General features: G+C 55.5%; 13 protein-coding genes. 11 read left to right on the forward strand and 2 right to left on the reverse strand.

All coding sequences use genetic code 11. The annotated features are described in order from the left end of the window. Nucleotides 1-41 precede the first annotated feature (41 nt). From ACP3TC_RS06270 to sixA, 4 genes are all read left to right on the forward strand, one after another. The gene (locus ACP3TC_RS06270) at nt 42-338 is read left to right on the forward strand and encodes a YfcZ/YiiS family protein (RefSeq protein WP_313852960.1); all 297 of its coding nucleotides are present in this window, start codon (nt 42-44) and stop codon (nt 336-338) included. A 168-nt stretch (nt 339-506) separates the two neighbouring features. Next, on the forward strand, nt 507-1,817 hold the full coding sequence (fadI, locus tag ACP3TC_RS06275) for an acetyl-CoA C-acyltransferase FadI (protein ID WP_426817795.1): 1,311 nt from the start codon (nt 507-509) through the stop codon (nt 1,815-1,817). Beyond that, complete coding sequence (gene fadJ, locus ACP3TC_RS06280) at nt 1,817-3,976, forward strand: fatty acid oxidation complex subunit alpha FadJ (RefSeq protein ID WP_426817796.1); 2,160 nt, start codon at nt 1,817-1,819, stop codon at nt 3,974-3,976. Before fadI ends, fadJ begins: the two co-directional genes overlap by 1 nt. A gap of 169 nt (nt 3,977-4,145) precedes the next feature. Next, complete coding sequence (sixA, locus tag ACP3TC_RS06285) at nt 4,146-4,628, forward strand: phosphohistidine phosphatase SixA (RefSeq protein ID WP_313852956.1); 483 nt, start codon at nt 4,146-4,148, stop codon at nt 4,626-4,628. Nucleotides 4,629-4,713: 85 nt separating this feature from the next. Here sixA and smrB read toward each other — a convergent pair whose 3' ends face one another. Continuing rightward, nucleotides 4,714-5,268: an endonuclease SmrB gene (gene smrB / locus ACP3TC_RS06290; protein WP_313852955.1), complete on the reverse strand. Its 555-nt coding sequence runs from the start codon at nt 5,266-5,268 to the stop codon at nt 4,714-4,716. Nucleotides 5,269-5,446: 178 nt separating this feature from the next. Between smrB and prmB the strand changes: the two genes are divergently transcribed. From prmB to ACP3TC_RS06320, 6 genes are all read left to right on the forward strand, one after another. Continuing rightward, a complete protein-coding gene (gene prmB, locus ACP3TC_RS06295) occupies nt 5,447-6,379 on the forward strand; it encodes a 50S ribosomal protein L3 N(5)-glutamine methyltransferase (RefSeq protein WP_313852954.1) in 933 nt (310 codons plus the stop codon). Nucleotides 6,380-6,417: 38 nt separating this feature from the next. After that, a complete protein-coding gene (gene aroC, locus ACP3TC_RS06300; protein ID WP_426817797.1) occupies nt 6,418-7,503 on the forward strand; it encodes a chorismate synthase in 1,086 nt (361 codons plus the stop codon). Nucleotides 7,504-7,507: 4 nt separating this feature from the next. After that, on the forward strand, nt 7,508-8,332 hold the full coding sequence (mepA, locus tag ACP3TC_RS06305; protein ID WP_426817798.1) for a penicillin-insensitive murein endopeptidase: 825 nt from the start codon (nt 7,508-7,510) through the stop codon (nt 8,330-8,332). A gap of 8 nt (nt 8,333-8,340) precedes the next feature. Continuing rightward, nucleotides 8,341-9,141: a sulfite exporter TauE/SafE family protein gene (locus ACP3TC_RS06310; protein WP_313852949.1), complete on the forward strand. Its 801-nt coding sequence runs from the start codon at nt 8,341-8,343 to the stop codon at nt 9,139-9,141. A gap of 84 nt (nt 9,142-9,225) precedes the next feature. Beyond that, entirely contained in the window at nt 9,226-9,771 is a 546-nt protein-coding gene (locus ACP3TC_RS06315; RefSeq protein WP_313852948.1) for an elongation factor P hydroxylase, read from the forward strand. 37 nt (nt 9,772-9,808) lie between these two features. Further along, nucleotides 9,809-10,090, forward strand: coding sequence for a YfcL family protein (locus tag ACP3TC_RS06320; protein ID WP_313852946.1), 282 nt, complete (start codon nt 9,809-9,811; stop codon nt 10,088-10,090). Nucleotides 10,091-10,128: 38 nt separating this feature from the next. On the opposite strand, the gene mnmC is transcribed toward ACP3TC_RS06320, so the two are convergent. Next, a complete protein-coding gene (gene mnmC, locus ACP3TC_RS06325) occupies nt 10,129-12,138 on the reverse strand; it encodes a bifunctional tRNA (5-methylaminomethyl-2-thiouridine)(34)-methyltransferase MnmD/FAD-dependent 5-carboxymethylaminomethyl-2-thiouridine(34) oxidoreductase MnmC (protein WP_426817799.1) in 2,010 nt (669 codons plus the stop codon). 156 nt (nt 12,139-12,294) lie between these two features. On the opposite strand from mnmC, the gene fabB reads away from it, so the two are divergent. Next, entirely contained in the window at nt 12,295-13,518 is a 1,224-nt protein-coding gene (gene fabB, locus ACP3TC_RS06330; RefSeq protein ID WP_313852944.1) for a beta-ketoacyl-ACP synthase I, read from the forward strand. The last annotated feature ends 67 nt before the right edge of the window (nt 13,519-13,585 follow it).

Below are 13,585 nucleotides of genomic sequence, written 5' to 3' on the forward strand. Positions count from 1 at the left end.
AATTTTCTTGCCGCTGGGGTGGCATGATTGAGGAGAGAATAATGACTAACGCAATTAATAAATGTAGCGCTAATGAAACAGCCGCCTGCTGCTGTGTTGATGTTGGCACCATTATGGATAATACCGACTGCACTGCGTCATACAGCCAGCTATTTAGCGATCGTGCAGCGGCTGAGGCGATGCTGGCCACCCTGAGCGAAAAAGCGCGTGCGGTTGAGTCAGAGCCTTGTGAAATTAATGCCCGCTTTAGCGAAGAGCGTGACGGCGTTCGTCTTGATATTGATTTTATCTTTAGCTGCCAGGCGGAGACCATGATCTTCCAGCTCGGCCTGCGCTAAACCCTCCTTCCGAGTGGCAGCTGGTCTGCCACTTGTCGCTAAATTCGTGTCAGCACTCGCATTTTTATGCCGGGGTGCTTGGCGCATTGTCACATTCTGGTTAACACTGGATCAGGTCAGACCTCTTTTGGCAATGATGCCTCCGATCTCGGTTAACAGGTGATAATAATGAGCAAAGCGCTACCTTTGCTGACGCGTCAGGGCGAACGCATCGCGATAACTCACGGATTACGTACTCCTTTTGCCCGCCAGGCCAGCGCGCTGCACGGTATTCCGGCGGTTGAGCTGGGCCGGATGGTGGTCAGTGAATTACTGGCTCGCAGTGATATTCCCCCTGAAGCGATAGAACAACTGGTTTTCGGCCAGGTAGTGCAAATGCCAGAAGCGCCGAATATTGCGCGCGAAATCGTGCTGGGTAGCGGTCTCAGTGTGCATACCGATGCCTACAGCGTCAGCCGAGCCTGTGCCACCAGTTTTCAGGCGGTGGCCAATGTGGCGGAAAGTCTGCTGGCGGGCACCATTCAGGCTGGTATTGCCGGTGGCGCGGATTCCTCATCGGTATTGCCAATTGGCGTCAGCAAAAAGCTGGGCCGCACGCTGGTCGATCTCAGTAAAGCGCGTTCGTTCTCACAAAAAATGAAGCTGATTAGCCAGCTGCGTCCGCGTGATTTGTTGCCGGTGCCACCGGCGGTGGCGGAATACTCCACCGGACTGCGCATGGGCGATACCGCCGAGCAGATGGCTAAAAGCCATGGCATCAGCCGGGAACAGCAGGATGCTCTGGCCCATCGCTCACATCAGCGCGCCGCTCAGGCCTGGCAACAGGGCAAGCTGGCCGGTGAAGTAATGACGGCATTTGTGCCGCCGTGGCGCGCTGCCTTTGAGCAGGATAACAACGTGCGCCTTGACTCAACGCTGGAGGATTACGCGAAGCTTCGTCCGGCTTTTGACCGTCAGCACGGCACCGTAACTGCCGCCAACAGTACTCCGCTGACCGACGGTGCCGCGGCGGTGATCCTGATGACCGAATCGCGCGCGCGCGAACTGGGCATCGTACCCTTGGGGTATCTGCGCAGCTATGCCTTTACCGCTATTGATGTCTGGCAGGATATGCTGCTCGGCCCGTCATATGCTTCGCCGCTGGCGCTCGATCGTGCCGGTATCACCCTGAGCGATCTGACGCTTGTCGATATGCACGAAGCGTTTGCCGCGCAGACGCTGGCGAATCTGAAAATGTTCAATGATGAACGCTTTGCCCGCGAAGTGCTGAATCGTCCGCACGCGCTGGGTGAGGTTAATGAAGAGCGTTTTAATGTACTGGGCGGTTCGATTGCCTACGGGCATCCGTTCGCCGCTACCGGTGCGCGCATGATTACCCAAACCCTGAATGAACTGAAACGGCGCGGCGGCGGCTTGGGGCTGGTGACGGCCTGTGCGGCAGGCGGACTGGGTGCGGCAATGGTTCTGGAGGCCGAATAATGGAACAGTCATCTGCATTTCACTTACAGATGCGTCTGGATAACGTCGGGGTGATTACCATCGATGTGCCGGACGAGAAAATGAATACCCTGAAAGCCGCGTTTGCCGATCAGGTTCGGGAAGTGATTCAGCGTGCACAGGAAAATCCTCATTTGGCCGGGCTGGTGATGATTTCCGGTAAGCCTGACTCTTTTATTGCCGGGGCGGATATCGGCATGATCGCTGGCTGTGACTCCGCGCAGCAGGCCGAAACCCTGGCGAAGCAGGGGCAAAAAGTGATGAATGATATCGCCGGGCTGCCATTTCCGGTGGTAGCGGCGATACATGGAGCCTGCCTCGGCGGTGGGCTGGAGCTGGCGCTGGCCTGTAGTCAGCGTATCTGTACGCTGGACGATAAAACCCGGCTCGGCCTGCCGGAAGTGCAGCTGGGTTTACTGCCGGGTTCCGGCGGCACCCAGCGTTTGCCACGGTTGGTCGGCGTTTCACCGGCGCTTAACCTGATGCTGACCGGTAAAACTCTGCGCGCCCGTCAGGCGCTGAAACTGGGTCTGGTGGATGACGCGGTGCCGCACAGTATTCTGCTGGAGTCGGCGGTCGCGCGGGTATTGCAGGGCCATCAGACGCGTGGCCGCCTGCCGGTGCGCGAACGTCTGGCTAACGGCCCCTTGGGCCGTGCGCTGATATTTATGCTGGCGGCACGCCAGACGCGAGCGAAGACGCACGGTAATTATCCGGCAACGGAAAAGATTTTGACGGTGGTACGAGATGGGCTGGAGCACGGTAGCCAGAGTGGTTATGCGGCAGAAGCAAAAGCCTTTGGCGAGCTGGTGATGACGCCGCAGTCACAGGCGCTGCGCAGCCTGTTTTTTGCTACTACGGCGATGAAAAAAGAGCATGGCGCGAATGCTGAACCCGTCGCACTTCACCGTATTGGCGTGTTGGGCGGCGGTTTGATGGGCGGGGGAATCGCCGCTGTCACCGCCACCCGTGCAGGTTTACCGGTGCGGATCAAAGATATCAACGCCGAAGGAATTAACCATGCAATGAAATACAGCTGGGATGCGTTGAGCAAGAAAGTTAAACGTCGGCATATCAAGCCTGCTGAGCGGCAGCGGCAGATGGCATTGATTTCTGGCGATATCCAATATCGCGGTTTTCAGCAGCGGGATGTGATGATTGAAGCGGTATTTGAAGATTTGTCACTGAAACAGCAAATGGTGGCGGAGGTCGAGCAGCACTGCGCACCAGCCACCATTTTCGCCTCCAATACCTCTTCATTGCCCATCGCTGATATCGCCGCGCAGGCGCAGCGGCCAGAAAATATCATTGGTCTGCACTATTTTAGTCCGGTGGATAAAATGCCGCTGGTGGAAGTGATTCCTCATGCCGGAACCAGTGCGCAGACTGTCGCGACTACTGTGGCGCTGGCGAAGAAGCAGGGCAAAACGCCGATTGTGGTAGCCGATCGCGCCGGTTTTTATGTTAACCGCATCCTGGCACCGTATATCAATGAAGCGATGCGCTGCGTGCTGGAAGGTGAGCCGATTGAGAATATCGATAATGCGCTGGTAAAGTTTGGTTTTCCGGTCGGGCCGATTCAGCTGCTGGATGAAGTGGGAATTGATGTCGGCACTAAAATCATGCCGATTTTGCAGCAGGCGTATGGCGAGCGATTTGCTGCTCCCGCCGAGTTTGACGCGGTATTGCAGGATAACCGTAAAGGTCGCAAAAATGGCCGTGGTTTTTATCGCTATCCGACCTCAGGCTGGCAGCGCAAAAAACAGGTAGATGCCAGTATTTATTCGCTGATCAAGGTGAAACCGCAAGCGCAGCTTGATGCGTCATCTGTTGCTGAACGCTGCGTGATGATGATGTTGAATGAAGCGGCACGCTGTCTTGACGAGCAGGTGATTCACAGCGCGCGGGATGGAGATATTGGTGCGGTATTCGGTATTGGTTTTCCTCCGTTTTTGGGCGGTCCGTTCCATTATATCGACAGCACAGGTGCCACAATGGTGGTCAGCACATTGACTCGTCTGAGTCAGAAGTACGGTGAGCGTTTTGCACCTTGCGAGGCGCTGCAATGCATGGCTCAGCAGAATATAAAGTTTTACAAAGCTGAGAAAGACAGTGATAACCATATTGATTCAGTGGCTTAGCTGAGGCACCCGACAGCGCAGGCGGTGGCGCTGTCGGTACAGGCGCTTATTAAATGCACAATCGGTTGACTTAACTTCCGGCATTAGGGTACAACACAGCGTTCATTCGCAGAATGAAGAGTCAGCGAACCTCTGTTCGCGGCGATTTTTTCAACAACAGTGGTGCAATATGCAAGTTTTTATCATGCGTCACGGCGATGCGGCATTAGATGCAGCAAGTGATTCTGTCAGGCCCCTAACTCATTGTGGCTGCGATGAATCTCGCCAGATGGCCAACTGGCTTAACGGCCAGGCTGTGGATATAGAACGTGTGCTGGTGAGTCCCTATCTGCGCGCGCAGCAGACACTGGCCACGGTTCGTGAAGTGCTGCCGTTGCCTGAAGAGCAGGATGAATTACCTGAGCTGACGCCGGGAGGCGATCCTGGTTTAGTGGCCTGCTATTTGCAGACGCTGGCAAATGAAGGGGTAAAATCGGTGCTGGTGATTTCACATCTGCCGCTGGTGGGTTACCTGGTTTCTGAACTCTGCCCGCAAGAGGCACCACCGATGTTCTCCACCTCGGCCATCGCCTGTATTGATTTCGATGCGGCAAACAGCCAGGGTAAGCTGGAATGGCAGGTTAGCCCGAAAAAATTAGCCAAAGCGATATAGAGCGGGCGCTCTGCACGGAATGATGACGGGAGCCGACAACGGCTCCCCTGAAGAATTTGAATTATCCCGGCACCCAGCGGCAAGGTTACAACAGCAGCTCTGGCGGCTGCCACTCTTCCACTTCAATCAATACCAGCAATGCGGCATCGCCGCCAAACTCTTTCGGTGCCTGATGAAAGGCCATCACCCATGGGTGCTGGGCTAACCATAATGGCGTCTGCTGTTTAAGCACCCGTTTGCCGTGCCCGTGCATCACGCTGGCGCAAAAAATATGTTCGCGACGACAGGCGGCGATCAATGCTCCCAGCTCCTGCTTAGCCTGATTTTGCGTCAGCCCATGGAGATCGAGAAAAATCTCTGGCGTATAGTCACCGCGGCGCAGCTTTTTCATTTCGTAATGGCTGACGTCGCTGCGCACATAGCGCACCGGGCCCTCCGACGACAGCAGCGGCTGAAACTCATCGGAAAAATAGTGGCTATTATCGGCCTGTTCGGACAGCAGCCGTTTCACCGGCACCTCACCGAGTTTTTTGCGCTTTGGCGGGTGAACAATGGTGTCCTGCGCCAGTTTGCGCGTACCGCTCATTAGCTGACGAAACAGGGCTTTATCATCTGCGCTAAGTTTTTCTTTCCGGGTCATTAGTCTTCACAGTCATGTTAATTTGCGGCAAGCCGGGCAAACGGCTTCGGCCCGTCAGACTCCTACCTTAACTCGCCGTTGTAACAAAAGTCAGCTTTTTCGCCTCTCTGCGCTGAATTATTGCCGGCTTCGTGGCAAACTAGCGGCCGAGTTTACAGAACGGCCTGCGGAGGGCAACTTGGACAAAATTTTCGTCGATGAAGCAGTGAACGAACTGCATACCATTCAGGACATGCTGCGCTGGACGGTGAGCCGTTTTTCAGCAGCCAACATCTGGTATGGTCATGGCACCGATAACCCATGGGACGAAGCCGTTCAGCTGGTGTTGCCAACGCTGTATTTACCGCTGGATATTCCTGAAGATATGCGCCTTGCGCGGCTGACTTCCAGTGAGCGTCATCGGATTGTTGAGCGCGTGATACGCCGCATCAACGAGCGTGTTCCGGTTGCCTACTTGACCAATAAAGCCTGGTTCTGCGGTCACGAATTCTATGTCGATGAGCGGGTACTGGTGCCACGTTCGCCAATCGGCGAGCTGATCAATAATCACTTTGCCTCGATTATCGACCATCAGCCACAGCATATCCTTGATATGTGTACCGGCAGTGGTTGTATCGCCATCGCCTGCGCCTACGCTTTCCCGGAAGCGGAAGTTGACGCGGTGGATATTTCGTTGGATGCGTTGGCCGTCACCGAGCAGAATATTGACGCTCATGGCATGCTGCATAACGTGACGCCAATCCGTTCCGATCTGTTCCGCGATCTGCCAAAAATTCAGTACGACCTGATCGTTACCAATCCACCTTACGTCGATGCCGACGATATGGACGATCTGCCGGATGAGTATCGCCATGAACCGGAACTCGGTCTGGCCGCCGGCAGCGATGGGCTGAAACTGACACGCCGCATTCTGGCCTGTGCGCCTGATTTCCTGACTGATAACGGTGTTCTGGTGTGTGAAGTCGGCAACAGCATGGTGCACATGATGGATCAGTATCCTGACGTGCCGTTTACCTGGCTGGAGTTCGATAACGGCGGTGACGGCGTGTTTATGCTGACAAAGCAGCAGATTATCGATGCTGCCCATCACTTCAAAATGTATAAAGATTAAATAAAAAGTAGCCTCCTGACAGAATAGAGGGATTAGAAATGGCGGGTAACACTGTTGGTCAACTCTTCCGCGTCACCACTTTCGGTGAGTCGCATGGTATCGCGCTGGGCTGTATCGTAGATGGTGTGCCGCCAGGTATTCCACTCACCGAAGCCGATTTGCAGCACGATCTCGATCGTCGCCGTCCCGGCACGTCACGCTATACCACCCAGCGTCGCGAACCGGATCAGGTGAAAATCCTTTCCGGCGTGTTCGAAGGGATAACCACCGGAACGCCGATCGGCCTGCTGATTGAAAATACCGATCAACGTTCGCAGGATTACAGCGAAATTAAAGATCTGTTCCGTCCGGGACACGCCGATTATACCTACGAACAAAAATATGGTCTGCGTGATTACCGTGGTGGTGGCCGCTCGTCCGCGCGTGAAACCTCGATGCGCGTGGCTGCGGGTGCGATTGCCAAAAAATACCTCGCGCTGAAGCACGGCATTATCGTGCGCGGTTATTTGTCGCAGATCGGTGAAGTGGCTTGCGAACTGAAAGACTGGGATCAGGTCGAACAGAACCCGTTCTTTTGCCCGGATCCGGACAAACTGGAGGCGCTGGATGAGCTGATGCGTGCGCTGAAGAAAGAGGGCGATTCCATCGGCGCTAAAGTCACAGTGATGGCAGAAAACGTCCCGGCTGGCTGGGGTGAGCCGGTGTTTGATCGCCTGGATGCCGATCTGGCGCACGCGCTGATGAGCATCAACGCGGTGAAAGGGGTAGAAATCGGTGACGGCTTTGCGGTGGTAAATCAGCGCGGTAGCCAGCATCGTGATGAGATTCGCGCCGATGGTTTCCAGAGCAACCATGCCGGCGGCATTCTCGGCGGTATCAGCAGTGGTCAGACGGTGATTGCTAATCTGGCAATGAAACCGACCTCCAGCATTACCGTGCCGGGTAAAACCATTAACCGCCATGGTGAAGAAAAAGAGATGATCACCCGTGGCCGTCACGATCCGTGCGTGGGCATCCGTGCGGTGCCGATTGCCGAAGCGATGATGGCGATTGTGTTAATGGATCACCTGATGCGTCAACGCGCGCAGTGTGGCGACGTTAACAGCAACGTACCGCGTTGGTAATCTGATGAAAAAGCTGCTGCTCGCACTCTGCACTCTGCTGGTCAGTACTCCGCTGCTGGCCGCTACGCCCTGGCAATCGATTCATCAGCCGATTAGCGGTAGCCCGCAGTCGATTGGGGCCTTTGCCAATGGTTGTATTATTGGCGCGCAACCGCTGCCGCTTGAGGCTGCCAACTATCAGGTAATGCGTCAGGATCAGCGTCGCTATTTTGGCCATCCCGATCTGATTCTGTTTATTCAGCGCCTGACCTCACAGGTGGGAAGTCTCGGTCTTGGTGAAGTGCTGATTGGCGATATGGGCATGGCGGCAGGTGGGCGCTTCAGTAGCGGTCACGCCAGCCATCAGTCCGGTCTTGACGTTGATATCTGGCTGCAGTTGCCGAAGAAACGCTGGACGGCGCAAATGCTGTTGAAACCTCAGCCGCTCGATTTGGTCAGCGCTGATGGACGTAATGTGGTGGCGCGTCACTGGCAGCCACAGATCGACAGCCTGATTAAACTGGCGGCGAAAGATGAGGAAGTAACGCGTATCTTCGTCAATCCGGCGATTAAAAAGCAGCTTTGTGCTGATGCCGGCAGCGATCGTGACTGGCTGCGTAAAGTGCGGCCGTGGTTTGGCCATCGCGCGCATATGCATGTGCGTTTGCGCTGCCCGGTGGGTAGCAGCGAGTGTGAAGAGCAGGCGCCGCCACCGCCGGGTGATGGCTGTGGTGCCGAGCTGAACAGCTGGTTTGAACCAAAAAAACCGGGTAGTGGATCGTCAGTAAAACGCGAACCGCCACCGTTGCCACCCTCATGTCAGGCATTACTGGATAAGCACTTACTTTAGGAACAGCGATGGACTGGTTCGTTGTCAGCCCGATGCTGGTCGGGCTGCTGTTTTTTGTGGCAGTACTGGCGGCATTTATCGACTCCATTGCCGGCGGCGGGGGATTACTGACCGTTCCGGCTCTGCTGGCGGTTGGCATGTCGCCGGCGCAGGCGCTGGCTACCAATAAGCTACAGGCGGTGGGGGGCTCTTTCTCTGCCAGCCTGTACTTTGTCCGCCGCAAGGCGGTCAATCTTGCCGAGCAGAAACTCAATATTGCCATGACCTTTATCGGCTCGGTAAGCGGTGCGATTCTGATTCAGCATATCCAGCCCGGCCTGTTGCGCCAGGTGCTGCCGCTACTGATTATCGCCATCGGCCTCTATTTCCTGCTGATGCCGCGCCTCGGTGAAGAAGATCGCGTGCGCCGCCTGCACGGTCTGCCGTTTGCGTTGATTGCCGGGGGTTGCGTCGGTTTTTACGACGGCTTTTTCGGTCCAGGTGCCGGTTCCTTCTATGCGCTGGCGTTTGTCACCCTGTGCGGTTACAACCTGGCAAAATCCACCGCCCATGCCAAGGTACTGAACTTCACCTCCAATATTGGCGGACTGCTGTTCTTTATGTTTGGTGGCAAAGTGGTGTGGGGCACCGGGCTGATTATGCTGCTGGGCGCTATCTGCGGCGCGCGACTGGGTGCGCGTATGGTGTTAAGCCGCGGGCAAACGCTGATTCGTCCAATGGTGGTCACTGTCTCGGCAGTGATGAGCAGCAAGCTGCTGTATGACAATTACGGCACACAAGTTGGCGCGTGGCTGCACACGCTGTTCTGAGAATAGCTCAGGGGCATTAGTGCTCGAAACTGCTCAGGCTTAATGCGACAATCGCACGGTTTTTTTTATCTGATGACAAGTCCAATGACCACAACGCACCATTATCAGCAGCTTATTAACCTGTTTGATGACTGCTTTAACCAGGATTTTCAGACCCGCCTGATCAAAGGCGACGACGAACCTATTTATCTGCCCGCCGATGACCAGTCACCGTGGAATCGGGTGGTATTTGCCCACGGCTACTACGCCAGCGCACTGCACGAAATTTCGCACTGGTGTATTGCCGGTGCTGAACGGCGCAAGCAGGTGGATTTCGGCTACTGGTATTGCCCGGATGGCCGTGATGAAACCACGCAAAACCAGTTCGAATCGGTTGAGATTAAACCGCAGGCGCTGGAATGGCTGTTTTCCGTTGCCGCAGGGTTTCCCTTCAATGTAAGTTGTGACAATCTCAACGGAGATTGTGAACCCGACCGTATCGCCTTTCAACGAAAGGTGCAGGCTCAGGTTATTGAATATCTGAACAATGGCATTCCTGCGCGCCCGGCACGCTTTATTGAAGCACTTCGTTCGTATTACTCAACGCCCCCGATTACCGCAGCACAGTTTCCGTGGCCGGAAGATCTGTGATGCCTGTGGGAGTGAATTTTGAAGAAGAGGAAATGACATGATCGCAGAATTTGAAGAGCGCATTCTGGCCCTGATTGACGATATGGTTGAGCACGCCAGTGACGATGAGCTGTTTGCCAGCGGGTATCTGCGCGGTCATCTTACGCTGGCGGTTGCCGAGGTAGAGTTGGCCGGCGAACACACGCCGGAAGCGTTGCAGATTCAGGTGCAAAGAAGCCTGCATACTGCCATTGATGCCGGCGAGCTTTCGCCACGCGATCAGGCGCTGGTGATTGGCATGTGGGACAATTTGTTCCTGCAAGCACGTCAGTCAGCATAATGCTGAGGGGCGAAGCGATTCGCCCCTGACATAAATGGTTATAACACTGCTTTACCCTTCAATAATTTTCTTATCCAGTAACGATTCGGATTGAGCGCTGCCAGCGTGGTGGCATCCAGCGGAATCGGCTCGTCGCACAGCTGTGCCGCCAGAATCTCTGCCGCCAGCGGCGCACTGCATAAACCACGTGAACCAAGCGCACCCAACGCAAAAAGCTGCGGCCAGAGCGGCGAGGATGGCAGCGTTTCTCCGTTTGCCAGCCGGTCTCGCAGATCGCCATACTGTGCCAGCGTTTGCTGATAATCCGGCAGTGCGCCGACCATTGGCAGATGGTCGCGGCTGGCGCAGCGTACGCCGCAGCGCGCTTCCCCGGCGCTGACGTCGACATCTTCTGGCCAGTCAGTGTCAGGCAGACAGCGCAGCAGGCGCGCGCGATTTTCCTGTTGATCGCTGTCGCGATAATCGGCCGTAACTTCCCCGCGACGATAACTGGCACCGATACAGTGGGTGCCAAATTGCGGACTGCGCGGCGTCAGATAGCCGTCATAGCACAGCACTTGTTTTAATGCGCTGAGTCCACCGCGTGAAGGAACATGGCTGACCTGTCCGGCCACAGCATAGACCGGCAGTTTGCTGCTTTGCGCCAGCGTTGCCAGCGTATGACCGGTCGCCAGCACCACGTTCTGATGCGTAACCGAGTGGCCATTGGCAAAATTAAGCTGCCAGCCAGGTTGCAGCGCGTCGAGCGTATCCAGTCGGTGCAGCCAGTGAATGCGTAACCCCTGTTTTTCGGCGAGGTCAAAGAGCATTGCCGTCAGTTCTGCCGGAGATAACCAGCCGCCGAGTGGGTAGGTGATGCCGCCGCAGCCAGTTTCTACCTCCGCCAGTGCGGCAACCTGTTCACTGTCAACAATCTGCGCCAGCTGAGGGGGTAATCCCATCTCGCCCATTTGGGCAATTTTTTCGCAGCTTTTTTCATCCCAGCCGAGCTGCGTGACGCCGCACCAGTGATGTTCAAACGACTGCGGCAGCTGGTCATACAGGCGGCGGGCAAAGGTGAAGGCCGTCGGGAAAAACTGCTTCAGCGCCTCATCGTGATGATTAAGTAATGGATAGAGCGCCCCCTGACGATTACCGGATGCGCCCAACGCCGGTGCTTCGTCGGCACAGTAGAGAGTGACGCGCTTATTACGACGCAACAGCGCCAGCGCCAACAGCGCACTGGCGACGCCACCACCGATAATGGCGATATCCTCACCCTGTGCGGCCGGACGGGCGTACCACGGCGTGCTGGCAGGGATAGCGCCAGCCTCATTCAGCGTGCCGACCAGCATTTCGCGTTTCTGACCAAATCCTTTACGGCGCGTAGCGGCAAATCCCGCCTCCAGCAGGCCACGGCGCACAAAGCCGGCTGCGGTAAAGGTGGCAAAACTGCCACCCGGACGCGCCAGACGGGCCATGGCGGTGAACAGTTCCGGCGTCCACATCTCCGGATTCTTCGACGGGGCGAAACCATCGAGGAACCATGCATCTACCTGCCGATTAAGACTGTCATCAAAATTATAAATGAGTTGGTTAATATCACCGAACCACAGATCGAGCGTGATGCGTCCGCCGTCGAGCAGCAGACGATGGCAACCGGGCAGCGCCAGTGGCCACTGGGCGCGCAGCTGTTCTGACCATGGCGCCAGTTCCGGCCAGTGGGCGTGCGCCTCGGCTAAATCAGCGGCTTTTAATGGAAATTTTTCGACGCTGATAAAATGCATGCGCTGCAACGTCGCTTCGGGATGCTGGCGATGAAAGCCGTCAAACGCCTGCCATAGCGTCAGAAAATTAAGCCCGGTTCCGAAGCCGGTTTCGGCGGTAATAAATAATTCGCGCGGATGTTCGGTAAAGCGTGCGGGTAAATTATTGCCCTCAAGAAACACGTAGCGCGTCTCTTCCAGCCCGTTCTGATTGGAAAAATAGACATCGTCAAAGGTTCGCGACACAGGTGTACCCTGTTCATTCCAGGACAATTCAGCATGTTCAATCGGGGATAATTTCACGACAATGGCTCGTTAATCAGGCAGTGGCGCGATTTTAGCGATGTCGCTCACATGACGCAAATTTACAAAAGTTAAAAGCTGATCGGACTTGTTCGGCGTACAAGTGTAAGCTAAAGTGCTCGTCGTATCCTAATTTGAAGTGGAAGAGGTATTTGAATGAAACGTGCAGTGATTACTGGCTTAGGGATCGTTTCTAGCATTGGTAACAACCAGGAGGAAGTCCTGGCTTCTCTGCGTGAGGGCCGTTCGGGCATTACCTTCTCGCAAGAGCTGAAAGATTCCGGTATGCGTAGTCACGTCTGGGGTAACGTTAAGCTGTCTAAAGACGAAATCTCCAGCCTCATTGACCGCAAAGTGCTGCGCTTTATGAGTGATGCATCGATCTACGCTTATATCTCCATGCTGGAAGCGGTTAAAGATTCCGGTCTGACCGTTGAGCAATACCAGAACAACCCACGTGTGGGTCTGGTTGCCGGTTCCGGCGGCGGTTCCCCTTACTACCAGGCAGCCAGCGTTGATGGTATGCGTGCCAAAGGTTTGCGCGGCGTTGGCCCTTATATGGTCACCAAAGCGATGGCATCGGGCGTCTCTGCTTGCCTGGCAACACCGTTTAAAATCCACGGTGTGAACTACTCTATCAGTTCAGCCTGTGCCACTTCGGCACACTGTATCGGTAATGCGGTTGAGCAGATCCAGCTGGGCAAACAGGATATCGTATTTGCTGGCGGCGGCGAAGAGCTGTGCTGGGAAATGTCCTGTGAGTTTGACGCGATGGGCGCGCTCTCTACCAAGAATAACGAGTCACCAGAAAAAGCTTCACGTACCTATGATGCAGGCCGCGACGGCTTTGTCATCGCCGGCGGCGGCGGTATGGTGGTCGTTGAGGAGCTGGAGCATGCGCTGGCACGTGGTGCGCATATCTATGCTGAAATCGTTGGCTACGGCGCAACTTCTGATGGTGCTGATATGGTGGCTCCATCCGGTGAAGGCGCAGCACGCTGCATGCGTATGGCGATGGAAGGTGTCGACACCCCAGTTGACTACCTGAACACTCACGGGACTTCCACGCCGGTAGGTGATGTGAAAGAACTGGGTGCAATCCGCGCGGTATTCGGTGATAACGCGCCAGCAATGTCGGCAACCAAAGCAATGACTGGTCACTCTTTGGGTGCGGCAGGCGTTCAGGAAGCTATCTACTCACTGCTGATGCTGGAAAATGGCTTTATCGCACCAAGCATCAACATTGATGAGCTGGACCCGGCGGCTGAAGGTCTGAATATCGTGACCAAACCGACCGAGCAGCAACTGACGACGGTAATGTCCAACAGCTTCGGTTTTGGTGGTACCAACGCCACGCTGGTGATGCGTAAATACCAGTAATAACCAGCAGGGGCGGTGTTTTCGCCGTCCTTAGCAGAGGTTGACACTCTGCCTGCCGTCAGATGGG

The sequence above is a fragment of the Winslowiella sp. 2C04 genome, assembly GCF_050037805.1.
GTDB classification, from domain to species: Bacteria; Pseudomonadota; Gammaproteobacteria; order Enterobacterales; family Enterobacteriaceae; genus Erwinia; species Erwinia toletana_A.